The sequence below is a fragment of the Agromyces lapidis genome (assembly GCF_009749405.1).
Lineage (GTDB): Bacteria > Actinomycetota > Actinomycetes > Actinomycetales > Microbacteriaceae > Agromyces > Agromyces lapidis.
In genome coordinates, this window is record NZ_WBIQ01000005.1 from 297,480 (window position 1) to 320,284 (window position 22,805).

The 22,805-nt window shown below is 67.1% G+C and carries 21 protein-coding genes, 2 tRNA genes and 1 pseudogene; 13 read left to right on the forward strand and 11 right to left on the reverse strand.

Translation table 11 applies throughout. The annotated features are described in order from the left end of the window. Positions 1–34 precede the first annotated feature (34 nt). A complete protein-coding gene (locus GQQ93_RS08375) occupies positions 35–1,039 on the forward strand; it encodes a D-alanine--D-alanine ligase family protein (RefSeq protein ID WP_157423775.1) in 1,005 nt (334 codons plus the stop codon). 110 nt (positions 1,040–1,149) lie between these two features. On the opposite strand, the gene GQQ93_RS08380 is transcribed toward GQQ93_RS08375, so the two are convergent. Beyond that, entirely contained in the window at positions 1,150–2,136 is a 987-nt protein-coding gene (locus GQQ93_RS08380) for a ParB/RepB/Spo0J family partition protein (protein WP_157423776.1), read from the reverse strand. Then, positions 2,136–3,029: a ParA family protein gene (locus GQQ93_RS08385; protein ID WP_281349896.1), complete on the reverse strand. Its 894-nt coding sequence runs from the start codon at positions 3,027–3,029 to the stop codon at positions 2,136–2,138. Before GQQ93_RS08385 ends, GQQ93_RS08380 begins: the two co-directional genes overlap by 1 nt. Positions 3,030–4,800: 1,771 nt before the next feature. Here GQQ93_RS08385 and GQQ93_RS18245 point away from each other — a divergent pair. Next, positions 4,801–5,076 (forward strand): annotated as a pseudogene (locus GQQ93_RS18245) (transposase); the annotation flags it as partial. Positions 5,077–5,099: 23 nt separating this feature from the next. Here GQQ93_RS18245 and GQQ93_RS08395 read toward each other — a convergent pair. From GQQ93_RS08395 to rpmH, 7 genes are all read right to left on the reverse strand, one after another. Beyond that, positions 5,100–5,543: a nitroreductase/quinone reductase family protein gene (locus tag GQQ93_RS08395; RefSeq protein ID WP_157423778.1), complete on the reverse strand. Its 444-nt coding sequence runs from the start codon at positions 5,541–5,543 to the stop codon at positions 5,100–5,102. 627 nt (positions 5,544–6,170) lie between these two features. Then, positions 6,171–6,806, reverse strand: a complete 636-nt coding sequence (gene rsmG / locus GQQ93_RS08400; RefSeq protein WP_170296155.1) for a 16S rRNA (guanine(527)-N(7))-methyltransferase RsmG — start codon at positions 6,804–6,806, stop codon at positions 6,171–6,173. 16 nt (positions 6,807–6,822) lie between these two features. Then, a complete protein-coding gene (locus tag GQQ93_RS08405; protein ID WP_157423779.1) occupies positions 6,823–7,320 on the reverse strand; it encodes a Jag family protein in 498 nt (165 codons plus the stop codon). Between the two features lie 2 nt (positions 7,321–7,322). Continuing rightward, on the reverse strand, positions 7,323–8,291 hold the full coding sequence (gene yidC, locus GQQ93_RS08410) for a membrane protein insertase YidC (RefSeq protein WP_157423780.1): 969 nt from the start codon (positions 8,289–8,291) through the stop codon (positions 7,323–7,325). Between the two features lie 9 nt (positions 8,292–8,300). Beyond that, the gene (yidD, locus tag GQQ93_RS18250; RefSeq protein ID WP_157423781.1) at positions 8,301–8,753 is read right to left on the reverse strand and encodes a membrane protein insertion efficiency factor YidD; all 453 of its coding nucleotides are present in this window, start codon (positions 8,751–8,753) and stop codon (positions 8,301–8,303) included. 1 nt (position 8,754) lies between these two features. Continuing rightward, positions 8,755–9,111, reverse strand: coding sequence for a ribonuclease P protein component (rnpA, locus tag GQQ93_RS08420; protein ID WP_157423782.1), 357 nt, complete (start codon positions 9,109–9,111; stop codon positions 8,755–8,757). Positions 9,112–9,118: 7 nt separating this feature from the next. Then, on the reverse strand, positions 9,119–9,256 hold the full coding sequence (gene rpmH, locus GQQ93_RS08425) for a 50S ribosomal protein L34 (RefSeq protein WP_022889115.1): 138 nt from the start codon (positions 9,254–9,256) through the stop codon (positions 9,119–9,121). A 515-nt stretch (positions 9,257–9,771) separates the two neighbouring features. On the opposite strand from rpmH, the gene dnaA reads away from it, so the two are divergent. The 11 genes from dnaA (at position 9,772) to GQQ93_RS08480 (ending at position 21,077) form a co-directional block, all read left to right on the forward strand. Next, entirely contained in the window at positions 9,772–11,118 is a 1,347-nt protein-coding gene (gene dnaA, locus GQQ93_RS08430; RefSeq protein ID WP_425482266.1) for a chromosomal replication initiator protein DnaA, read from the forward strand. Positions 11,119–11,627: 509 nt separating this feature from the next. After that, complete coding sequence (gene dnaN, locus GQQ93_RS08435; RefSeq protein WP_157423784.1) at positions 11,628–12,779, forward strand: DNA polymerase III subunit beta; 1,152 nt, start codon at positions 11,628–11,630, stop codon at positions 12,777–12,779. A gap of 147 nt (positions 12,780–12,926) precedes the next feature. Continuing rightward, positions 12,927–14,177 (forward strand): DNA replication/repair protein RecF, encoded by a 1,251-nt coding sequence (gene recF / locus GQQ93_RS08440; protein ID WP_157423926.1) that lies wholly within the window; start codon positions 12,927–12,929, stop codon positions 14,175–14,177. Continuing rightward, positions 14,164–14,661 (forward strand): DciA family protein, encoded by a 498-nt coding sequence (locus GQQ93_RS08445; protein ID WP_157423785.1) that lies wholly within the window; start codon positions 14,164–14,166, stop codon positions 14,659–14,661. Before recF ends, GQQ93_RS08445 begins: the two co-directional genes overlap by 14 nt. Positions 14,662–14,784: 123 nt before the next feature. Continuing rightward, positions 14,785–16,800: a DNA topoisomerase (ATP-hydrolyzing) subunit B gene (gene gyrB / locus GQQ93_RS08450; protein WP_157423786.1), complete on the forward strand. Its 2,016-nt coding sequence runs from the start codon at positions 14,785–14,787 to the stop codon at positions 16,798–16,800. Positions 16,801–16,885: 85 nt separating this feature from the next. Then, positions 16,886–19,411 carry a DNA gyrase subunit A gene (gene gyrA, locus GQQ93_RS08455; RefSeq protein WP_212277295.1) on the forward strand — a complete coding sequence of 842 codons (2,526 nt, stop codon included), beginning with the start codon at positions 16,886–16,888 and terminating at the stop codon, positions 19,409–19,411. Next, entirely contained in the window at positions 19,404–19,808 is a 405-nt protein-coding gene (locus tag GQQ93_RS08460) for a DUF3566 domain-containing protein (RefSeq protein WP_157423788.1), read from the forward strand. The genes gyrA and GQQ93_RS08460 overlap by 8 nt, the downstream gene beginning before the upstream one ends. Positions 19,809–19,907: 99 nt before the next feature. Beyond that, positions 19,908–19,981: transfer RNA gene (locus tag GQQ93_RS08465), tRNA-Ile, on the forward strand. A 43-nt stretch (positions 19,982–20,024) separates the two neighbouring features. Further along, a tRNA-Ala gene (locus GQQ93_RS08470) sits at positions 20,025–20,097 on the forward strand. A gap of 93 nt (positions 20,098–20,190) precedes the next feature. Further along, positions 20,191–20,580 carry a PLDc N-terminal domain-containing protein gene (locus tag GQQ93_RS08475; RefSeq protein ID WP_157423789.1) on the forward strand — a complete coding sequence of 130 codons (390 nt, stop codon included), beginning with the start codon at positions 20,191–20,193 and terminating at the stop codon, positions 20,578–20,580. 53 nt (positions 20,581–20,633) lie between these two features. Further along, on the forward strand, positions 20,634–21,077 hold the full coding sequence (locus GQQ93_RS08480) for an NUDIX hydrolase (RefSeq protein ID WP_170296156.1): 444 nt from the start codon (positions 20,634–20,636) through the stop codon (positions 21,075–21,077). 166 nt (positions 21,078–21,243) lie between these two features. Here the strand turns inward: GQQ93_RS08480 and GQQ93_RS08485 are convergent, their stop codons facing one another. Together GQQ93_RS08485 and GQQ93_RS08490 are read right to left on the reverse strand one after the other, a co-directional pair. Further along, complete coding sequence (locus tag GQQ93_RS08485; RefSeq protein WP_157423790.1) at positions 21,244–21,492, reverse strand: hypothetical protein; 249 nt, start codon at positions 21,490–21,492, stop codon at positions 21,244–21,246. Between the two features lie 507 nt (positions 21,493–21,999). Next, on the reverse strand, positions 22,000–22,740 hold the full coding sequence (locus tag GQQ93_RS08490; protein WP_157423791.1) for a TetR/AcrR family transcriptional regulator: 741 nt from the start codon (positions 22,738–22,740) through the stop codon (positions 22,000–22,002). Between the last annotated feature and the right edge of the window lie 65 nt (positions 22,741–22,805).

Consider the following 22,805-nt stretch of genomic DNA (forward strand, 5'->3'; position numbering starts at 1 on the left):
GATCTCAACCTCTCTGAGCGGAGAATCCCTGATCATGAGCGAATCCACCGGATTGCACGTCGTCGTTCTCGCGGGCGGCATCTCGCATGAGCGGGATGTCTCGCTGCGCTCCGGCCGTCGCGTCGCCGACGCCCTGACCGCGGCGGGCCACCGAGTGACGCTGCGCGATCCCGACGCCGGGCTGCTCCCCTTCCTCGCGAGCGAGCGACCCGATGTCGTGTTCCCGGCCCTGCACGGGTCGAGCGGCGAAGACGGCTCCCTGCTCGATCTACTCGCCGCGCTCGGGGTGCCGACCATCGGCTCCTCCGGCCCGGCCGCCCGGCGCGCCTGGTCGAAGCCGGTCGCGAGTTCCCTGCTCGCCGAGGCGGGCGTCGCCGTGCCCGAGTCGATCGTGCTGTCGCACGAGGCGTTCCGCGAACTCGGTGCCTCGAGCGTGCTGCGCGTCGTGCGCGAGAAGCTCGACGGCGAGCTCGTCGTGAAGCCGGCGTCGGGAGGATCCGCGCAGGGCGTGACCATCGTCGAGACCACCGACGAACTTCCCCGAGCCATGGTCGAGGCGTTCACCTACGCCGACGTCGCCGTCGTCGAACGACGCATCGTCGGCACCGAGATCGCCGTGACGGTCATCGACAACGGCGACGGCCCGACCACCTTGCCTGCCGTCGAGATCGAGCCGACCACCGGAATCTACGGATTCCAGGCTCGCTACAACGCGGGGGAGACCACCTTCTACGCTCCGTCACGCCTCGGCGAGGCCGAACTCGCGGCCGTCACCGACGCGGCGATCATCGCGCACCGCACCCTCGGCCTGCGAGACCTGTCGCGTATCGATTTCATCGTGGATGCCTCGGGCACCCCGTGGTTCCTCGAGGCGAACGTGCTGCCGGGCCTCACCGAGACTTCGCTCGTCCCCCTCGCGATCGAGGCCTCCGGATCGGACGCGGCATCGATCTACGGGCAACTCGTCCGCACTGCGCATGCGCGGTCGAGAGGTTCGGTTTCGGGTTCGGGTCCGGGTTCGGGTTCGCCCCAGAATTGAGCTGACCGACGAGAACGGGGGTGGTCTCAGCCACCCCCGTTCTCGTCTTTCCGCACCCTCGAAACCTACGGTTTCAGTTCGTCAGGAGCGATTCTGCGACGAATTCACTATCAGACGCCGTCGAGTTCCTCACCGAGCTCGCTCAGGATGCGCCGCAAGTCCTGAACCGTGGCGAAATCAATGCTGATCTGGCCTTTTCGAGCGCCGAGCGCGATCTTCACCCGCGTGTTGAGACGATCGCCGAGTCGCGTCGCCAGATCATCGAGAAAGTCCTGTCGCTTGCCGGCCGAGGGCTTGATGCGCGACGGCTTCGGCTCCTTGGTCGCGATCGACTCGGCAGCACGCACCGACAGTTCCTCGTTCACGATCTTGTCGGCGAAGCGCTGCATCTCGTCGGTGTCGCCGCCGACCGAGAGGATCGCACGGGCGTGGCCCGCGGTGAGCACGCCGGCGGCGACGCGAAGCTGCACCGGCTCGGGCAGCTTCAGCAGCCGAAGCGTGTTCGAGATCTGCGGACGCGACCGGCCGATGCGGGTCGCGAGCTCCTCCTGCGTGATGCCGAAGTCGGCGAGCAGCTGCTGGTACGCCGACGCCTCCTCGAGCGGGTTGAGCTGCGAACGGTGGAGGTTCTCGAGAAGGGCATCGCGCAGCATGTCCTCGTTCGCGGTGTCCTTGACGACCGCGGGGATCGTCTCGAGGCCGGCGGCCTTCGTCGCTCGGAGTCGTCGCTCGCCCATGACGAGCTCGTACTTGCCCGCTTGGTCGGGATGCGGACGAACGACGATCGGCTGCAGCACTCCGAATTCGCGGACGCTGTGCACGAGCTCGGCGAGGTCCTCGGGGTCGAAGACGCTTCGCGGCTGCACGGCGTTCGGCACGATGTCGTTCGGGTCGAGTCGGGCCAGGCGCGCGCCGGGCACCGCGATGAGGCCTTCGCTGTCTGCAGCCTGTTCGACGACGGCGACAGCGACGGGGGAGGGGGCGGTGTCCGAATCAGGGAAGAACACGTCGACCGGGCGGCTCGCCCGCGTCGCATCGTCACCGCTCGGGATCAGTGCGCCGATGCCGCGGCCGAGTCCGGTTCGCTTGCTTGCCATCAGTTCGACTCCTCAGTGGTGACCGCGCCACGACGGGCGATCTCGGCGGCGGCTTCTCGGTATGACAGGGATCCGGTCGACGCGAAGTCGTAGCTGATCACGCTCTGCCCGTAGCTGGGAGCTTCGGAGACGCGCACCGACCGCGGGATGATCGTCTGCAGCGTCTGGACCGGGAAGTGATCACGCACCTCTTGCGCGACCTGCTGGGCGAGGTTGGTGCGGGAGTCGTACATCGTCAGCAGGATCGTGGAGAGGCGGAGCTCGGGGTTGAGGTGCTTCTCGATCAGTTCGATGTTGCTGAGCAACTGAGAGAGGCCTTCGAGCGCGTAGTACTCGCATTGAATCGGGATGAGCACCTCGCGCGCGGCGACGAATGCGTTGATCGTCAGCAGACCCAGCGACGGCGGGCAATCGATGAAGACGTAATCGTACGCACGCTCCATCGTTGCGAGATGGGTGTCGAGCGCGCGCCGGAGGCGCTGCTCGCGTGCCACCAGAGAGACGAGTTCGATCTCGGCGCCCGCAAGGTGAATAGTGGCCGGGACGCAGTCGAGTCGTTCGTGCTCGGTGGAGGGACGGATGACCTCTGCGAGGGCGAGATCGGCTACGAGTACTTCGTAGACGCTCTTCTGCTCGGACCGGTGGTCGACTCCGAGAGCCGTTGAGGCATTGCCCTGGGGGTCGAGGTCGATGACGAGCACCTTCGCGCCGGAACGCGCGAGTGCTGCCGCCAGATTCACGGCGGTGGTCGTCTTTCCGACGCCGCCCTTCTGGTTCGAGATCGTGAGCACTCGAGTGGCGGGCGGCAACGGCAACACCGATTCCTCGAGCGCGATACGCCGACGCGTTTCATCGGCAAGTTCGTAAGCCAGGGGAGTTCCTCCGTGATCGATCGACGTTTCACGTGAAACATCGGGGGCTGCGGACGGCTGGGCCTGTGCAGGCGCCGCCGTTTCCGTGGGGATCTCTTCCGGCGAAGCCGGAGAAAATTCTGCGGGCTGAACGGTTTCACTGACGTCGCCCGCGGTGCGGTCTGCAGGGACGGGTACGGCGCGCTCGGCGTCCACTGGCTCGGCTTCGTGCCAGGTCGAGCCCTCCATCGGTGCCGCCGGATGCATGGAGTACTCGGTCTGCGAGTCCTCGGAAGCCTGCGCCGCGCCGACGAGCGACTTCTCGTCTTCAGGCACTGCTCGGGGACTCGTCGCTGTGGCAGGCGCCCCCGAGTCGACGTGCGGCTGCACCGCAACCGGCGCGGTCTGCAGTGCCGTGGCAGTGTCCACGGCGGCATCGCCGACGATCTCACGAATGAGGTCCTCGAGCAGGCGGTCGGCTCCGTGCGCGTGGTCGACGGCATGTGCCGTCGAGCCGCCGTCTTCCACCGGTTCGTCCGAGAGCGCCGCAGCAGTGGCGGCGTCCCAGTCGATACCGGGGGAGTACGCCTGCGCTTGCGGCCGGCTCTGCTCGCTCGGCTCGGAGCGCGGCACCGCAGGGCCCGATTCGGCGCCCGCATCTTCGAGGGGAGCGATCGGATTCGAGGTGGCTGGGACCGGGCTCTCGGGAGCAGGCGGGGGCGAAACGATTGAGGAGTCAGCTGGGCCGTTCGCGCCCGCAGCAGCGTCGTTCTGGTGGGGGCGTTTGCGATGAAACCATCCACGTCCCCCGCCAGGTGTCATGCCCTCTGCTCCAAACCGATGATGCGTCGCGGCCCCTCTTCGTAGGCCTGACCCGAGAGATAAGCCTAACCGCCCCGACTGACTTGCGGAGATCGAAAACCCCGCCAGTGACGATGAGAATCGAGCAAACCATGCCGCGCCCGACGCTGACCCGCGCAGCTCGTGACGAAGAAGTGAGGCTGCAGTGTTTCACGTGAAACATCGTCGAGGGTGAGGTTTGGGGCCGCGTGGTGAAGGCACATCCTCGGCCCGAAACTGCCGGCGAACACCGAGCTGTGTGGCAGTGATCGCGGCTCTCGGCTCGTTGCCCACCACTCACGACCGAAGCTCCCTCCGACATGAGGCGGTCACGCGGAACGGCTTCCAGATGCTCAGTGCTGCCGTGCTCTGGCCGGACGGTTCGACGGTTCAGCGACCGACCGCCATGGGGCGCGTTTCACGTGAAACACTCGTGCCCGGGTGGGGCGGCTGGCCTATGCACCGGGGAACGAGTGATCTGCCCACCCGGGTCCGGCAGGCATCCGAACCCCCAACGGCCGCGTCGGCCGACGATCATGTCATCGCCGACTGCACCGCGTACTCCACCAACAGTGCCCTCGATCCACCATCTCCATCGCCTGCCGTGTCCTCCGCGACGGAACGAGACACGCGACCGCGCCAAAGCCGGTAGGCGAGGCTGCCCCGCCCATACGTCCCCAGTTGCACAGCACCGTAGGCAGGCAGGCCAGCCGCTGACATCCGGCAGGCGTCCGCGTTCTCCCGTCTCTTCATTCGCCCGTCCTCTTGACGAAGCTCAGCCGCACTTCATGAGGTCAATCCGCCTCCCTGGAAGAGAGGCGACGCCACCGTGCCGCCCCGCGGCCCCGGACGCAGCCGCGCCGCTGCCCAGGCCCAGGCTCAGACCCGGCGCGGTCCGGGAGATACTGAGTCATCGCAGCCACCGCGTGCTCCGTGTCCCATGCGCCGCTCGCACCTCCGTTTCACGTGAAACGTCTCGGTCGTCTTCGCGCAGCCCGACCGCGAGCACGTGCGTGCCCAGCTCGACGAGGTCGTCCGGATGCTCGAGCGCGCGCACCCGAAAGCAGCCGCGATGCTTGAGGACGCCCGGGCAGATCTGCTTGCGTTCGCGTTGGTTCCGACTCGGCACTGGCGGCAGGTGAGGCCCGCGAACCCGCTCGAGTGAGTGAACTAGGAGATCAAGCTTCGCGACGATGTCGCTGGAGTGTTTCCCAACCTTGCTGCCCTGCGCCGCATCGCTGGAGCAGTCCCACTGCCTGAACTGAATGCTGCCTAGAGGAGGTCGATACGGAAGACCGGAAACCCCGGGGCGATCTCCGCGATCTTCTCGTTCGGCGAGGTGGCATCGACGCCATCGAAGAAGCGGCCGACCTCCCAAGACCACGCCTTGAGGTACGCCCTCAGGATGGGCGCCTTGTTCACGTCGGCGACCTCGACCGCGCGGAACGACGTCACACGTCCGCGCACCCGCAGCTCACCGCCACCGGCCACGCGAAGATTGCGCACCCACTGCGTCTGTCCACGCGGCGCGACAAGGTACAGGATGCCCTCAACACGCAGCGGGTTCACCGGAGTCGTGCGCCACTCACCGCTGGAGCGCCCACGCACGGCGAGTACGCGGCTCCCCGCGAGCGGAAGCCCGATATGGGTCAAGAAGCCGACGACGCTGTTGAACACCGCGTCCACCGCGGTGGGCCGCACAAACCGCTCGCTCATGCCCTCATTCTGCCGTCGACTCGCAGAGGAGCCACATTCGACACCAGGCACCGCGGTCCGAAGACAGGCGGATCTGACGGCCATTCCGGATGCCGTCCTCAGATATGCCGAAACCGCACACGGCACGGCGTCGAGAGACTCCACCACCCAGCGGAACGCCACGAAGGTCCTCGGCCGGAGAGCTCGAACCACTCCCCACCCCAGAGAGACGCCCACCGGGGAGTACACCCACGCGAAATCTGACGCTTCACGTGAAACACCGGAAGGAGCAAGCGTGGGTGGGGGGCGCTCGGCACGGGCCTGTCTCCATCCACTGCGCCGAGGGCGGCAGACTCCCGCCAACGCTGTACCGAGGCCGACGACGAGCTGGTTCGAGGTCCCCAACAGCTCACCGCCCATACCCGACCCGCAGCGAAGAACGACGCTCAGTTCGACCCGGCTGATGCCACCACTGCATGACAGCGATCGCCGTCGACGAGCGCTGACGAGCCCACCGCATTCAGACGGCCTGAGAGAAACCTCGACGACGACGCGAACGCAGGCAGATCAACGCGCCGTTTCACGTGAAACATCGGTGGGAGGCAGGCAACCCCGGCGCGCATCAGCGGGCGCCCGCGGGCTCTCCGCTCAGTCGACCTTCGCGCGGAAGACCCGGGTCACCTCGGAGTCGGGAACGATTCCCTCACCGAGCACGAGGACCTCGACGTCGCTCAGCTTGTACTTGCGAATGACCTTCTCGGCCGAGCCGATCTCGCCGTCGACACCGGCGCCCTTCATGAGCACGAGTTCGCCACCGGCGCGCAGCAGGGGAGCGGTCACCGGGATCAGCGTGCGCAGCGCGCTCACGGCTCGCGCGGTCACCTGGTCGAGCGAATCACCGAGCTTCGAGTCTTCGGCGCGCGCGCGAACCACCGTGACATTCGTGAGTCCGAGCTCCTCGGCCTGACGCTCGAGCCATGCGACTCGGCGCTCCATCGGCTCGATCAGCGTGAACTCGACATCGGGCCGCATGATCGCGAGCACGAGCCCAGGCAGGCCCGCTCCGGAGCCGACGTCACCGACACGCCCTGGGCGAAGGAGCGGGGCGACGAGCGCGCTGTTCAGCACGTGCCGCGTCCACAGCCTCGGGAGTTCGAGCGGACCGATGAGCCCGAGTTCTTCGCCGTGCCGCGCAAGCGCCGTGGTGAAGGCGCGCCCCTGTTCGAGGTGCGGGCCGAAGAGCTCCGCGGCCGCTGCGGGTTCGGGCTCGAGTCCGTCGATCATCGTTCCGTGCGAGAGGTCAGGCGCCGCGGGTGATGACGGTGTGACGGTCGGAACCCTCGCCGCGCGACTCCGAGTGGAAACCGTGCTCGGCGACGAGGTCGTGCACGAGCTTGCGCTCGTACGACGACATCGGGGGCAGCGAGGCTTCAGCGGCACCGGCCTCGATGCGCTCGACTGCGCGGGTCACGAGAGAGGCGAGTTCATCGCGACGCGCGTCGCGCGAGCCGCCGATGTCGAGGATCAGGCGGGAGAACGCGCCGGTCTTCGTCTGCACGGCGAGGCGAGTGAGCTCCTGCAGCGCGCTGACGGTGTCGGGCTTCGACAGGAGGTTCAGGTTCGCACCGGCGCCGGCGTTCACCGAGATGTAGGCCCGGCCGTTGCGCGCGTCGATGTCGATGTCGCCGTCGAGATCGGTGATGTCGAGGAGCTCTTCGATGTAGTCGGCGGCGATGTCGCCCTCTTCTTCGAGCTGCGAGGTCGAACGTTCGGCTGCGTCGTGCTGCACGTCGGTCATGTCTACTTTCCCTGCTTCTTGGCGCGCGACTTGCCCATCGGCTGCTGGCGCTGAGTCTTCTTGGCCTCTTCGACGACGGTCGTCGTGCCCTCCGCCTTGTCTTCGACGACGAGCTTGCCCTTCTTCGCGAGGCGCGCCTCACGGGCCTTCGCGGCGTCACTGCCCGGCGTCGGCATGTTGCGGATGACCACGAACTGCTGGCCCATCGTCCAGAAGTTCGAGACGAGCCAGTAGAACATGACGCCGAGCGGGAAGGCGACACCCGAGAACGCGAAGACGAGGGGGAGCAGGTACAGCAGGATGCGCTGCTGACGGAACATCGGGCTCGCCTTGGTCTCGGGCGACATGTTCTTCGAGACGATCTGGAGCTGCGTGATGAACTGCGAGGCGGTCATCAGAACGATCATCGTGAGCGCGATGAGCATCACGTTGAGGCTGAAGACATCGCCGGCGACCATGAGGTTCCACTCGCCGATGAACGTCGCCTTCAGCGGGGCACCGAGGAACTCGGCGTTCGCGAACGAGTTCGCGAGCTCCTGCGTGAACACGCCCACGCCGGCCTTGTCGTGCTGCGCGTCGTTGAGCACCGAGAAGAGGCCGAAGAAGATCGGCATCTGCAGCAACAGGGGGAGGCACGAGGAGAGCGGGTTGGTGCCCGTCTTCTTGTAGAGCTCCATCGTCTCGCGCGACATGGCCTCGCGCGAGTACTGGTCCTTCTTGCCCTTGTACTTGTCCTGGATCTTCTTGAGCTGCGGCGCAACCTCGAGCATGCGGCGCTGGCTCTTGATCTGCCGGACGAAGATCGGGATGAGCGCGGCACGAACGACGATCACCAGGCCGACGATCGAGAGGACCCAGGTGACACCCCCGTCGGGATCCATGCCGATGAAGGTCCACAGCGAGTGGAACGCGACGAGGATCAGCTCGATGACCCACTTGATGGGCCAGAGAATCAGGCTGATGATGTCCATTTGGCGGTGTCAGTCCTTCCGGGACATGGTGGGGGAGGCGGTGACGATCGCCGCATCGTTGCGGGTCGAAGACTGAACCGGGGCGAGACCGGCGGATGCCACGTGGTGCGCGTGATCATGGACGTGCGCGTGCGGCGCCGGCGCCGAGGCATCCGTGTGCCCGGAACCCGCCGGCACGACCCAGCCGAAGGGGGTGACGCGATAGCGATCGTGGCGCGCAGCTCGCACGTCGTCGACGCCGCCGGGCGACCAGGGGTTGCAGCGGAGGATCCTCCACGCCGTGAGGGCCGAGCCCACGAGAAGCCCGCGCTGCTGCACGGAGCCGAGTCCGTAGGCCGAGCACGAGGGGTAGTAGCGACAGACGTCGCCGTACAGGGGGGAGATCAACGCGCGGTAGCCGCGGATCAGCAGAACCCCGGCGTTCCGGGGAATGAGCGCGACGAAGAGCAGAGCATCACGCATGTCATCCGCCCTTCACCCGGTCTTGGACGCGGCGGTCCGAAACGGCGCCGATCACATCGGAACGGAGCGCCGTCCAGTCGGCGGCGGCCGCTGACGGCAATGCTCGCACGACGATGTCGACTCCGTTGAACCCGTCGCCGAGCACCTCGTGGCACACGGCCTTGAGCCGGCGACGGACGAGGTTGCGGCGAACGGCACCGCCGACCTTCTTCGAGACGATGAAGCCGAAGCGCGCGTCGGTGCCCGACTCCCGTGAGCGCACGTAGCTCACGGTGTGGGCACCGGCGACCTTCGCACCACGGCGCACGATGACTCGATAGTCGTCGGCGTTCGTGATGCGATTGGCTTTGGCGAGCACCGAGAAGTTACGCGGAGAGTTCGGTGCGGCCCTTGGCGCGACGTGCCGACAGGATGGCACGGCCCGCGCGGGTGCGCATGCGAAGGCGGAAGCCGTGCTTCTTGGCACGACGACGGTTGTTCGGCTGGAACGTACGCTTGCTCATTCTTCTTCTCCGGCTGGTCGAATCTCCTCGCCGGGAGATGGCTGCGACAGGTGCTGCAGCTCGGCGGCGGGAAAACTGGGTGCCCGAAAGGGCTGGGTCAACTGATTAAAACTACGGCCTCGCACGCGAACGGTCAAACCGAGACGCCGAGATCGAGGTGCAGTGCGAACCCGACAGTATCCCGTGAACCTCGACATCACCTGTGGAACGACACGCCGAGGCCATCGAATCCTCGAATCGGCATTTGTCGGCGGGGCCTTCCTCGGATAGCGTTTGACACCAGTTATCCCCAGCTTCGTGCGCGGAAACACGGGCAAGTCCCCGAATCTCCCCACAGGGGGTGGATAACACTGTGAACACTCGCCTCGCGCCGCTTGCTTTCGTCGATGGGGGATCGATGAGCGGCGCACGAGACCACCAGAGCCTGATTGCGGGGAACGATGACAGAACAGCCCATTTCCGACACTTGGGCGACGATCCTCGATCGACTGTCAGACGACGACGCGATCACCCCGATGCTGCAAGGGTTCCTGAACCTGGTCGAACCCAAGGGCATCGCAGCCGGCACCTTCTACCTCGAGGTGCCGAACGACTTCACCGCGAGCATGCTGAACCAGCGCATGAGGGTGTCGCTCCTGTCCGCGATGAGCACCGTCGAGGCGCCCTCACCCGTCACCTCCTTCTACGTCGTCGTGAACCCCGAACTCGAAGAGGCGGCGCGCACGGCCGACGTCCAGCCGGGCTACGGCAACGAGCCAGACCCGGTCGAACTGCCGGCCTCGCCGCAATCGGTGTTCGAGAACACCAGTCCGGTCTCCTCGCGCGATACGCGGCTGAACCCGAAGTACGCCTTCGAGAGCTTCGTCATCGGTCAGTCGAACCGCTTCGCCCATGCGGCGGCGGTCGCGGTGGCCGAGGCGCCGGCCAAGGCGTACAACCCGCTCTTCATCTACGGCGACTCGGGCCTCGGCAAGACCCACCTCCTGCACGCCATCGGCCACTACGCGATGAGCCTGTATCCCGGCATCCGCGTGCGGTACGTCTCCTCCGAGGAGTTCACGAACGACTTCATCAACTCGATCGCGAACAACCGCGGCTCGCTGTTCCAGCAGCGGTACCGCAACATCGACATCCTGCTGATCGACGACATCCAGTTCCTGCAGGGCAAGGCGGAGACGCAGGAGGCGTTCTTCCACACCTTCAACACGCTGCACGACCACAACAAGCAGGTCGTGATCACTTCGGATGTCCCGCCGAAGCACCTCACCGGCTTCGAGGACCGCATGCGCAGCCGCTTCGAGTGGGGGCTCATCACCGATGTCCAGGCGCCCGACCTCGAGACGCGCATCGCGATCCTCCGCAAGAAGGCCCAGTCCGAGCGCCTCCAGGTGCCCGACGACATCCTCGAGTACATGGCGTCGAAGGTGTCGTCGAACATCCGCGAGCTCGAGGGCACCCTCATCCGCGTGACCGCGTTCGCGAGCCTCAACCGCACGCCGGTCGACATGCCGCTCGTGCAGACGGTGCTGAAGGACCTCATCACCGACGACTCCGACAACGTGGTGGCGCCGGTCGACATCATCACGGCGACGGCCGACTACTTCAAGCTCACCGTCGACGACCTCTACGGCTCGAGCCGCTCGCAGGCCGTGGCGACGGCGCGCCAGATCGCGATGTACCTCTGCCGCGAGCTCACGAACCTCTCGCTGCCGAAGATCGGCCAGCTGTTCGGCAACCGCGACCACACGACGGTGATGTACGCGAACAAGAAGATCTCGGAGCTCATGAAGGAGCGTCGCTCGATCTACAACCAGGTCACCGAGCTCACCGCGCGCATCAAGCAGACGACCCGCTACCGCTGATCGTTCGCCGGCCGAGCGCATGCGGTCGTCCCCGGGTCGAGACCTCGACGCTGCGACGACACGCCCGTTCGACGACCCCGAAAGTGCTCTGCAGCACCCGTGCAGACCGATCTCAGCACGCTTCCCACAGTTGTGGAGAACCTGTGGATTGTTAACGAGCAACCGCCTGATGACTGTTGAGACGCGACGCCGGCCTGTGCAGAACGGTGTGCTGCGTTCCCGTTCGCCCCGACGCGGTCGCACTCGAATCCACACACCGTGCACAGATCGAATGGGCCGCGATCGGCGTCGTTCCGGGGGACTCTGAACACCATCCACAGTTTCCACAATGGTTAACACCGTTAAGAGAGAGTTGTTTAAGGGGGATTCCCACAACCTCGTCGTCGGCGAGCCTCGAGCGAGGGCTCGATCCGGTCGAACGAGCTCCGCGATCGCCGGATTCTCCGACGCCGTCAACAGTCGTGCGGATAGCATGGGAGCCACCAAGCGACATCCACGACGGGAGAACCGTGAAGTTCCAGGTCAATCGCGACGTCTTCAGTGAGGCCGTTTCCTTCGCCGTGAAGCTGCTTCCGCAGCGCACGACGCTGCCGATCCTCTCCGGCGTCCTCATCAAGGCGACCACCGATGGACTCGTGCTGTCCTCCTTCGACTACGAGGTGTCCTCGCAGACCGAGATCCAGGCCGACGTCGAAGAGCCCGGTACGGTGCTCGTCTCGGGTCGCCTCCTGGCCGAGATCGCCGGACGCCTTCCGAACGCCCCCGTCCGCATCGCGACCGAAGAGAGCCGCATCTCGGTGAGCTGCGGCTCCGCGAGCTTCACGCTGCTCTCGATGCCGGTCGAGGAGTACCCGTCGATCCCCGAGATCGGCGAGCAGTCCGGGCTCGTTCCCGCAGAGGAGTTCGCGGCCGCCGTGGCGCAGGTCGCCGTCGCGGCCTCGCGCGACGACGTCACTCCCGTCATCACGGGCGTGCAGCTCGAGGTCCGCGAGAACAGCCTCGGGCTCGTCGCGACCGACCGCTACCGCGTCGCCGTGCGCGAGATCGACTGGGACGGCGGCAACGTCGCCGCCGGCGAGGAGGCGATCACCGCGCTCGTCCCGGCCCGCACGCTGCAGGAGGTCGGCAAGACCCTCGGCAACGCCGGCAACATCTCGGTCGCGATCACCAGTCGCGACGACCGCGAGCTCATCGCGTTCAGCGCCGACAAGAAGACCGTGACCTCGCTGCTCATCAAGGGCAACTTCCCGCCCGTGCGCCGGCTCTTCCCCGAGACCGTCGACAACTACGCCGTCATGAACACCGCCGACCTCATCGAGGCGACCCGTCGTGTCGCCCTCGTCCTCGAGCGCGAGGCGGCGCTGCGCTACAGCTTCACGGCCGACGGCCTCACTCTCGAGGCGATCGGTTCCGAGCAGGCCCAGGCATCCGAGTCGATCGACGCGATCCTGACCGGTGACGACACCGTCGTCTCGCTGAAGCCGCAGTTCCTCCTCGACGGCCTCGGCGCCGTGCACTCCGAGTTCGTTCGGATCTCGTTCACGAAGACCGAGAACCCGAACAAGCCCGGCCCGGTGCTCATCACGAGCCAGACCTCGCGCGAGCAGGCAGGCGCCGACAGCTACCGGTACCTGCTGCAGCCGAACCTGCTGCTGCGCTGACCCGCGGGGGCGGCGCGACGTCGACTCGATCTCCACGACCGGGGTCGAGTCGGCTTTCGTCCGGTCGATGAACGGGTGGATGCCACGTGCCGCGCTGTCGGCGGGCGCCGGTAGCGTAGGCGTGGTCGAACGAGAGGAGCGGTGCCCGTGCACGTCGCCCGACTCTCCCTCACCGACTACCGCAACTACGAGCGCGCCGAGCTCGAGCTCGGGCCGGGCGCGACGGTGCTCGTGGGCCGCAACGGCCAGGGCAAGACCAACCTCGTCGAGTCGATCGGCTACCTCGCCACGCTCGGATCGCACCGCGTCTCGGGCGACCAGGCGCTGATCCGGGCGGGCGCCGATGCCGCGATCGTCCGGGCGCTCCTCGCCCACGGCGACCGCGAGCTGCTCGTCGAGTTGCAGCTCAACCGCCAGGGTGCCAACCGGGCGCAGCTCAACCGCTCGCCCGTGAAGACCCGCGAACTGCCGCGCTACGCGCACAGCGTGCTGTTCGCCCCCGAAGACCTCGCGATCGTCCGCGGCGAGCCGGGGGTCCGTCGGCGCATGCTCGACGAGCTCCTCGTGCAGCGCACCCCGCGGCTCGGCGGGGTCATGGCCGACTACGAGCGCGTGCTGAAGCAGCGCAACACCCTGCTGAAGAGCGCTCGCGCCCGGGGCCTCGCGGCCGAGAAGCTCACGACGCTCGACATCTGGGACGAGCGGCTGATCGCGCTCGGCTCGGAGCTCATCGACCAGCGGCTCGCGCTCATCGCCGAACTCGGCGATCCGGTGGCGGCCGCCTACCACTCGATCGTCGATGCCGATCACCGTCCCGAGCTCCGGGCCGTGCTCTCGATCGACGGCGGCGACGCAGAGGGCGACGAAGGCGGTGTCGACGCGAGTCCGAGCGCGTCGGGCACGGCTCCGTCGACGTCGTCGACCGCCGAGCGCTTCGCCGCCGCGCTCGGCGCGCTGCGCGGCAAAGAGCTCGAGCGGGGCGTCACCCTCGTGGGCCCGCACCGCGACGACGTCCTCCTCCTCCTCAACGGGCTGCCGGCGAAGGGCTACGCCAGTCACGGCGAGTCCTGGTCGTTCGCCCTGGCCCTCCGCCTCGCCTCGGCCGAGCTGCTCCGCCGCGACTCGAGCACCGGCGACCCCGTCCTCGTGCTCGACGACGTCTTCGCCGAGCTCGATCGCTTGCGACGCGAGCGGCTCGCGACCGCGATCGCGGGCTTCGAGCAGGTGCTCGTCACGGCGGCGGTCCTCGAAGACGTGCCGTCGCCCCTCGTCGCGCGTATCGTGCACATCGAGTCGGGGCGCATCGTCGAAGCCGCGCAGACGAACGACCTCGACGTCGACGCTCGGTCCGACGTCGGCGAGGCATCCGATCGAGAAGGCGACCATGCCGATGGCTGAGGCATCTGAGGCATCCCGGGTCTACCGGCACTTCCGCGAGATCTTCGGCGGAGAGCCCCGGTTGCGTACCGGGCGTGCGACGAGGGTGCGCACTCGCGACGACGGCGAGAACCAGCCGTTCACCCCGGGTCGCGACCCGAAGGCGCTCGGCGCGACGCTCGACGGACTGAGCGCGCAGCTCGGCTGGACGGGGCCGCTGTCGCAGCACGACGTGCTCGCCTCATGGGCCGAGATCGTCGGCGAGGAGACCGCGCGGCACTCCGAGGCGATCGCGATCGAGGGCGGCGTGCTGCAGGTGCGCTGCGAGTCGACGGCATGGGCGACCCAGCTCAGGCTGATGCGCACGCAGCTCGTCACCGAGATCGTCTCGCGGTACCCGGGGGCGGGCGTCGAGACCATCCGCTTCCAAGGGCCAGACGCCCCCACCTGGAAAAAGGGCCCCAGATCGGTTCCAGGGCGCGGTCCGCGCGATACCTACGGCTGACAAGGCCAAAACGGTCACTGAACCCGATTCGTTGCGCGAGAGCGGCCTTTCACGGCCTTTCGGCACTGCCTCTTTGATAGGATCGAGAGTCGCCAGTGCGACGGTTTGGAGCCTGATTCACCCATGACAGCGGAACCGACGAAGCCCGAGAGCGCGCCCGAATACGGTGCAGACGCGATCCAGGTTCTCGAGGGCCTCGAAGCGGTACGCAAGCGGCCCGGCATGTACATCGGCTCGACCGGGCCACGAGGACTCCACCACCTCGTCTACGAGATCGTCGACAACTCCGTCGATGAAGCACTCGCGGGCTACGCGACCGCGATCGACGTGACGATCCTCGCCGACGGCGGCATCCTCGTCGTCGACGACGGCCGAGGCATTCCGGTCGGCATCCACAAGACCGAGGGCCGCTCGACCGTCGAGGTCGTGCACACGGTGCTGCATGCCGGCGGCAAGTTCGGCGGCGGCGGCTATGCGGTCTCGGGCGGTCTGCACGGTGTCGGCGCCTCCGTCGTCAACGCGCTGTCGTCCCGATTCGAGGTCGAGGTTCGTCGTGAGGGCCATGTCTGGCGCCAGGCGTACGAGATCGGCGTTCCGCTCGCGCCGCTGTCGAAAGACGAGGAGAGCGACCAGACCGGAACCACGACGACGTTCTGGGCGAGTCCCGAGATCTTCGAGACGGTCGAGTACGACTACGAGACCCTTCGAGCGCGCCTGCAGCAGATGGCGTTCCTCAACAAGGGCCTGCGCATCACGCTCACCGATCTGCGACACGCGAGCGACCCGGCGGATCCGGCCGACGTCGAGAACCTGACGGATGCGCCGCTCGAGGGCCCGCGCACCGACACCTTCCACTACGAGCGCGGCCTCGTCGACTACGTCGAGTACATCAACCGCGCGAAGAAGTCCGACGTCGTCAATGACGAGATCATCTCGTTCGAGACCGAGGACACCGAGCGCAAGATCGCGCTCGAGGTCGCGATGCAGTGGACCACGGCGTACACCGAATCGGTGCACACCTACGCGAACACGATCAACACGCACGAGGGCGGCACCCACGAAGAGGGCTTCCGAGCGGCGCTCACGACGCTCGTCAACAAGTACGCCCGCGACAAGAGCATCCTGAAGGAGAAGGACGACAACCTCTCCGGCGACGACGTCCGCGAGGGGCTCACCGCCGTCATCTCGGTGAAGCTCAGCGAGCCGCAGTTCGAGGGGCAGACGAAGACGAAGCTCGGCAACACCGAGGCGAAGTCGTTCGTGCAGAAGGTCACGGCCGACCAGCTCGGCGACTGGTTCGAGCGCAACCCGACCCAGGCCCGTGAGATCATCCGCAAGGCGATCCAGGCCGCGACCGCTCGCATCGCCGCGCGCAAGGCGCGAGAGGCGACCCGTCGCAAGGGACTCCTCGAGTCGGGCGGCATGCCCGGCAAGCTGAAGGACTGCTCCTCGAAGGACCCGTCGCTCTCCGAGATCTTCATCGTCGAGGGCGATTCGGCCGGCGGCTCGGCCGTGCAGGGCCGAAACCCCGAGACCCAGGCGATCCTGCCGTTGCGCGGCAAGATCCTCAACGTCGAGAAGGCCCGCCTCGACCGCGCGCTCGGCAACGCCGAGGTGCAGGCGATGATCACGGCGTTCGGCGCCGGCATCGGCGAGGACTTCAACACCGAGAAGGCCAGGTACCACAAGATCGTGCTCATGGCCGACGCCGACGTCGACGGCCAGCACATCACGACCCTGCTGCTCACGCTGCTGTTCCGGTACATGCGGCCGCTCATCGAGCTCGGCTACGTGTACCTCGCGCAGCCGCCGCTGTATCGCCTGAAGTGGACGAACGCCGACCACGAGTACGTGTACTCCGACAAGGAGCGCGACGCCCTGCTCACCGCGGGCCTCGCGGCGGGCAAGCGCATTCCGAAGGACAACGGGGTGCAGCGCTACAAGGGTCTCGGCGAGATGAACCACCAGGAGCTGTGGGAGACCACGATGAACCCCGAGACCCGCACGCTGCTGCAGGTCACCATGGACGACGCGGCCGCCGCCGACGAGATCTTCTCGACCCTGATGGGCGAAGACGTCGAGAGCCGCCGCAACTTCATCCAGAAGAACGCGAAGGACGTGCGTTTCCTTGACATCTGATGTGATCGAGCCCGGCGCGAACGGCGAAGACCAGAACGGCCCCGGCATCCACGGCAGGATCGACCAGGTCGACCTGCAGCTCGAGATGCAGCGCTCGTACCTCGACTACGCGATGAGCGTGATCGTGGGCCGTGCGCTGCCCGAGGTGCGCGACGGCCTGAAGCCCGTGCACCGCCGCGTGATCTACGCCATGTACGACGGTGGATACCGACCCGACAAGGCGTTCTCGAAGTGCGCCCGTGTCGTCGGCGACGTGATGGGCCAGTTCCACCCGCATGGCGACACCGCGATCTACGACGCGCTCGTGCGACTCGTGCAGCCGTGGAGCCTCCGCTACCCGCTCGCGCTCGGACAGGGCAACTTCGGCTCGCCCGGCAACGACGGCGCGGCCGCCCCCCGGTACACCGAGACGAAGATGGCTCCGCTCGCGCTCGAGATGGTGCGCGACATCGACGAGGAGACCGTCGACTTCCAGGACAACTACGACGGCCGCACCCAGGAGCCGGCGATCCTGCCTGCGCGGTTCCCGAACCTGCTGGTCAACGGCTCGGTCGGCATCGCGGTCGGCATGGCGACGAACATCCCGCCGCACAACCTTCGCGAGGTCGCCTCGGGCGCCCAGTGGTACCTCGAGCACCCCGAGGCATCCCGCGAAGAGCTGCAGGAGGCGCTGCTGCAGCGCATCAAGGGTCCCGACTTCCCGACCGGGGCGCAGATCCTCGGCGTGAAGGGCATCACCGACGCGTACCGCACGGGCCGCGGCTCGATCACGATGCGCGCAGTCGTGAGCGTCGAAGAGCTGCAGGGCCGCACCTGCCTCGTCGTCACCGAGCTGCCGTACCAGGTGAACCCCGACAACCTCGCGATCAAGATCGCCGACCTCGTGAAGGACGGCAAGATCGGCGGCATCGCCGACATCCGCGACGAGACCTCGGGCCGCACCGGTCAGCGCCTCGTGATCGTGCTGAAGCGCGACGCGGTGGCGAAGGTCGTGCTGAACAACCTCTACAAGCACACGCAGCTGCAAGAGAACTTTGGCGCGAACATGCTCGCGATCGTCGACGGGGTGCCCCGCACGCTCTCGATCGACGGCTTCATCGCGCACTGGGTCGACCACCAGATCGACGTCATCGTGCGTCGCACGCGGTACCGCCTCCGCAAGGCGGAGGAGCGCATGCACATCCTGCGCGGGTACCTCAAGGCGCTCGACGCGCTCGACGAGGTCATCGCGCTCATCCGCGCCTCGGCGACGGTCGACGACGCTCGTGCGGGCCTGAAGGACCTGCTCGACATCGACGACCTCCAGGCCGACGCGATCCTCGCGATGCAGCTGCGCCGCCTCGCGGCGCTCGAGCGCCAGAAGATCATCGACGAGGCGCAAGAGCTCGAAGCCGAGATCACCGACTTCAAGGACATCCTCGCCCGCCCCGAGCGCCAGCGCACGATCGTCTCCGAAGAGCTCGCCGAGATCGTCGACAAGTACGGCGACGAGCGTCGCACGCACATCATGCCCGGCTTCGACGGCGACATGTCGGTCGAAGACCTCATCCCCGAAGAGGAGATGGTGGTCACGGTCACCCGCGGCGGCTACGTGAAGCGCACGCGCAGCGACAACTACCGCTCGCAGCACCGCGGCGGCAAGGGCGTGAAGGGTGCGCAGCTGCGCGCCGACGACGTGGTCGAGCACTTCTTCGTGACGACGACGCACCACTGGCTGCTGTTCTTCACGAACATGGGCCGCGTGTACCGGGCGAAGGCGTACGAGATCCAGGAGGCCGGCCGCGACGCGAAGGGCCAGCACGTCGCGAACCTGCTCGAGATGCAGCCCGACGAAGAGATCGCCGAGATCCTCGACATCCGCGACTACGGGGTGGCGAAGTACCTCGTGCTCGCGACCCACGACGGTCTCGTGAAGAAGACCGCGCTCGAGGAGTACGACACCAACCGCTCGCGCGGCGTCATCGCGATCAAGCTCCGCGAGGGCGACGAGCTCGTCTCGGCGATGCTCGTCGACGAGCACGATGAGATCCTGCTCGTCTCGAAGAAGGGCATGTCGCTCCGCTTCGAGGCGACCGACGAGGCGCTGCGTCCGATGGGCCGCTCGACCTCGGGCGTCAAGGGCATGAGCTTCCGCGACGGCGACGCGCTGCTCGAGGCCTCGGTCGTTCCGGGCTCGGGTGCCGCCGGTGAGATCGCTGAGAATGAGCCGGATGTCTCGGGCGACGTCGACGGTGCGCAGTACGTGTTCGTCGTCACCGAGGGCGGCTACGCGAAGCGCACCGCGGTCGACCAGTATCGCCTGCAGAACCGCGGCGGACTCGGCATCAAGGTGGCGAAACTCAACGAGGATCGCGGCGATCTCGCGGGCGCCCTCATCGTCGGTTCCGACGACGAGGTGCTGGTGGTTCTTGCCAGCGGCAAGGTGGTACGCTCCGATGTCGCCGAGGTTCCTGCCAAGGGCAGGGATACCATGGGCGTCGTCTTCGCGAAGTTCGCGGTGGACGACCGCATCATCGCCATCGCGAAGAATTCCGAACGGAATCTCGTGGAGGAGGCGGCAGAGTCCGAAGCGGCCGAATCCGCCGGAGAGGGAGTAACCGTCAATGAGTAGCGTCGCCGAGAAGCTGGCCCGCAAGTCGAGCAAGCGCGCCCCGGCCAAGCAGGTGCGCCTGCGGCTGGTCTACGTCGACTTCTGGTCGGCCGTGAAGCTGTCGTTCCTCGTGGCCGTCTGCCTCGCCGTCGTGTCGATCGTCGCGACCTTCCTCATCTGGACGGTGCTCAACTCGACCGACGTGTTCGCGAAGCTCAACGAGCTCGTGAAGGACGTGGCCGGCACCGGTGGCGACCTGTCGTCGATCCTGTCGCTCGGCAACGTGATGGGCTTCTCGGTCGTCGCTGCGCTGCTGAACCTCGTCGTGACGACCGCGCTCGGCGCGATCGTGGCGGTGCTCTACAACCTCAGTGTGAAGATCACCGGCGGCATCCTGGTCGGGTTCACGAACAACTAGGCGCCCTGGGTGGGGCGCTGCGCGCCCTGCCGATGGCCGAGTTCGGCTCGATTCGGATATTCCTGAACTCTCAGGTAGTCTGTCCTTCGGCCGAAACACGGGGATATAGCTCAGGCGGTTAGAGCGCTTCGCTGATAACGAAGAGGTCCGAGGTTCAAGTCCTCGTATCCCCACTCTGAAAATTCCACAACACCACGGATGCCTCGCATCCGGCCCGGGGCCTTAGCTCAGTTGGTAGAGCGCCTGCTTTGCAAGCAGGATGTCAGGAGTTCGAATCTCCTAGGCTCCACTCCAGAAAAACACCTCCCTCGCGCTGCAGCATTCGATACTGTTGGCTCAACCCGGTGATCTTGCCGCGGTATCGCCGTCAGGGGGAATCTACATGGCATTCGACACCAACTTCTGGGATGTCTTCAGCGGTCTGTTCGGCTTCTTCGTCTTCGTCGCCTATCTGGTGGCGCTCTTCTCGGTCATCGCCGATCTGTTCCGCGACCCGAAGCTCGCCGGTTGGGCGAAGGCGATCTGGCTGCTGTTCCTGATCTTCGTGCCGTTCATCACGGTGCTCGTGTACCTGATCGCTCGCGGCAGCAGCTTCGCGGCCCGCGAGAACGCCCGGCGCAGCGCGTATCACGAGTACATCGACGACCACGGCGACGTGTCGGCGTACAACCCGAATGACGAGGTCGCGAGGGCGCAGGGCCTCGGTGGCGACCCGACGATCAGCGGCGCGCAGTTCGACGAGGTGCAGCGCGACTCGATGCGCGAAGGCTGAGCCGCGCTCGGTGCGCTCGTGATCGATCCTGCTCACGCGGGTAGGGTGACGGGATGGACATCCGCATCGCCGCGTATGGCGTGATCATCCGCGACGAGCACATTCTGCTCGCGCACTGGAACGAGCACGGCCGATCCGGCTGGACGCTGCCGGGTGGCGGTGTCGAGGGCAGCGAGCACCCGGTCCAGGCGGCGCGGCGCGAGATCGCGGAGGAGACCGGGTACGAGGCATCCATCGATCGCCTGCTCGGCATCGACACGATGGTGATCCCGGCGTCGAAGCGTCGGACGGGCGCAGCCCCGCTCTACGCGATGCGGGTGATCTACCGTGCGAGCGTCGTCGGCGGCGAACTGCGCGACGAGGTCGACGGTTCGAGCGATGAGGCGCGGTGGGTGCCGCTCGCGGAAGTCTCGACGCTGCACCGCGTGAGCCTGCTCGACATCGCGCTGCGTCTGAACGCGGCGGAGCCGCCGGACGGGGTGCCGCCGACCGCATAGGGCCGCGACACGCTCGCCCCCGACGTCGAGGCTCCGGCCGCGATGGCGGCCGAATCGTCGGCGACGGGGGCGAGGGCGGCGCAGTGCCGCGCGAACGGCGCCGCCGCGAGGGCGACGGCGCCGTCCGGTGCTGGGCTGGTCGTGATGGCGTTCATGCGATCACGACTCAGAGGTTGGGGCCGAGGAGGGCGATCCGCTGGAGATCGCCGGCACGGACCCGGTGCGCGAGCGCGGTGTTCTGCTGGCGCAGGAGCACGGCTTCGTGCGAGACGCGCTCGCTCTGTCGACGGCTCCACGCGATGAGTGCGAGGCCGGCGCGCAGGGCGATCCGCTCGTTGAGTCGGCGTGCCTGGGCACGCATGGCGATGGCCTGCCCGGAATCGGACTGACCGAGGGCGAGAGAACTGGTGTTCACGTCGTTTCCTTCTTTGGGTGTGGTTGGGTGCACCGGTCGGTGCGGGGCGCCGATCGACCGGGTGGCCGAAGGCGTCGTCTGAGAGGGGTGAGCGCCGGCGCGGGAGCCTCGCAACACGTGCGGGGGAGCGTGCCGGGGAGCGCGGCTGAGCCGCGGGCCTTCGATCGGGCTGCTGGGCGACCCGGCGACCGTGTGATCGACTCGATCAGTCGATGACGGATGCCGCGGATCGCAGCAGCTCACACCTCGAAGGCGGAATGGCAGTCGCGCACGAGAGACGCGTCGCCGGGGCGGAGAACTAGCAGGCCGGAGCGGTGAGGAGGATCACCGTTCGACCAGCGGTAAATGCTGGGGTGAAGATGTGCTTCATCATCGGGATCAACTCCTCTCTGTGGCTCTGGCGCGTTTCGCACCGGTCATTGACACTAGCGGTGGATTCACACCGACCGCAAGGCATTTCTTCAGATTCGTGAAAAATCAGTGCCGGCCCTGAGATCGCGGCGCGTCTCAGGCCTCGGACTCACCGACTGCAGTGGCTGCAGTGGCCGCCTCGGCCACGCGTTCGGCCGACTGGATGACGGCCTCGACGCCGAGCATGAACAGCTCGCGGTCCTCGAGGTCGACGAGACGCGAGTTGATCGAGGTGATCAGCGGGTAGCGTCGAGGGTCGGCGAGGATGGGGCCCTCGAACCAGGGGCTCGGGGCGAACTCGTCTTCCATCACCCCTCGGTCGCGCTGCTCACCGCGGGCGCGGGCGATGCCCGCGGCACTGGAGAGCACGTGCGCGGCGAACAGCGCGTAATGGCGCACGAGGTCGTCGCCGCTGAGGCCGGCGCGGGTGAAGGCGTCGAGCATGAGTTCGACGGCGTCGAGTTCGCCTTGGCCGTGGGTGGTGAGCACGGTCGCCTCGACACCGATGGCCGGATGTTTCGCGAAGAGGTCGAGGGTCGCGATCGCCAGTTGCCGGAGTCGATCGCGCCAGGCTTCGGGCGGGGCCGTGACCGTCTGCAGGCCGCGGAGCGTCAAGGCGTCGAGGAGCGCCTCCATGAGCTGCTCCTTGTTGCGGAAGTGACGGTAGATCGCGGTCGGATCGGCGCCGAGGTGCGCCCCGAGCTCGCGCACCGAGAGCGACGACGAGGCGGCGGTCGCGGCGAGTTCGATCCCGGCGGCCACGATCGAATCGCGATCGAGCCGGGCCTTTCCCTGCCCGCCGTTCGCGCGGCGTCGTGGGGTGCTCGTCGTGGGCATTCGCCCCTCCTCATCGGCTGCAGTGCCTCTTCATGCTGCCACGCCCGCGACCCCTGTGTCGCGAT

What these genes read in the sequence shown, in the direction of transcription:
- GQQ93_RS08375 (WP_157423775.1), top strand. Translation starts at nt 35, where the DNA reads ATGAGCGAATCCACCGGATTGCACGTCGTCGTTCTCGCGGGCGGCATC.
- GQQ93_RS08380 (WP_157423776.1), bottom strand. Translation starts at nt 2,136, where the DNA reads ATGGCAAGCAAGCGAACCGGACTCGGCCGCGGCATCGGCGCACTGATC.
- GQQ93_RS08395 (WP_157423778.1), bottom strand. Translation starts at nt 5,543, where the DNA reads ATGAGCGAGCGGTTTGTGCGGCCCACCGCGGTGGACGCGGTGTTCAAC.
- rsmG (WP_170296155.1), bottom strand. Translation starts at nt 6,806, where the DNA reads ATGATCGACGGACTCGAGCCCGAACCCGCAGCGGCCGCGGAGCTCTTC.
- GQQ93_RS08405 (WP_157423779.1), bottom strand. Translation starts at nt 7,320, where the DNA reads ATGACCGACGTGCAGCACGACGCAGCCGAACGTTCGACCTCGCAGCTC.
- yidC (WP_157423780.1), bottom strand. Translation starts at nt 8,291, where the DNA reads ATGGACATCATCAGCCTGATTCTCTGGCCCATCAAGTGGGTCATCGAG.
- yidD (WP_157423781.1), bottom strand. Translation starts at nt 8,753, where the DNA reads ATGCGTGATGCTCTGCTCTTCGTCGCGCTCATTCCCCGGAACGCCGGG.
- rpmH (WP_022889115.1), bottom strand. Translation starts at nt 9,256, where the DNA reads ATGAGCAAGCGTACGTTCCAGCCGAACAACCGTCGTCGTGCCAAGAAG.
- dnaA (WP_425482266.1), top strand. Translation starts at nt 9,772, where the DNA reads ATGCTGCAAGGGTTCCTGAACCTGGTCGAACCCAAGGGCATCGCAGCC.
- GQQ93_RS08445 (WP_157423785.1), top strand. Translation starts at nt 14,164, where the DNA reads ATGCCGATGGCTGAGGCATCTGAGGCATCCCGGGTCTACCGGCACTTC.
- gyrB (WP_157423786.1), top strand. Translation starts at nt 14,785, where the DNA reads ATGACAGCGGAACCGACGAAGCCCGAGAGCGCGCCCGAATACGGTGCA.
- gyrA (WP_212277295.1), top strand. Translation starts at nt 16,886, where the DNA reads ATGCAGCGCTCGTACCTCGACTACGCGATGAGCGTGATCGTGGGCCGT.
- GQQ93_RS08460 (WP_157423788.1), top strand. Translation starts at nt 19,404, where the DNA reads ATGAGTAGCGTCGCCGAGAAGCTGGCCCGCAAGTCGAGCAAGCGCGCC.
- GQQ93_RS08475 (WP_157423789.1), top strand. Translation starts at nt 20,191, where the DNA reads ATGGCATTCGACACCAACTTCTGGGATGTCTTCAGCGGTCTGTTCGGC.
- GQQ93_RS08480 (WP_170296156.1), top strand. Translation starts at nt 20,634, where the DNA reads ATGGACATCCGCATCGCCGCGTATGGCGTGATCATCCGCGACGAGCAC.
- GQQ93_RS08490 (WP_157423791.1), bottom strand. Translation starts at nt 22,740, where the DNA reads ATGCCCACGACGAGCACCCCACGACGCCGCGCGAACGGCGGGCAGGGA.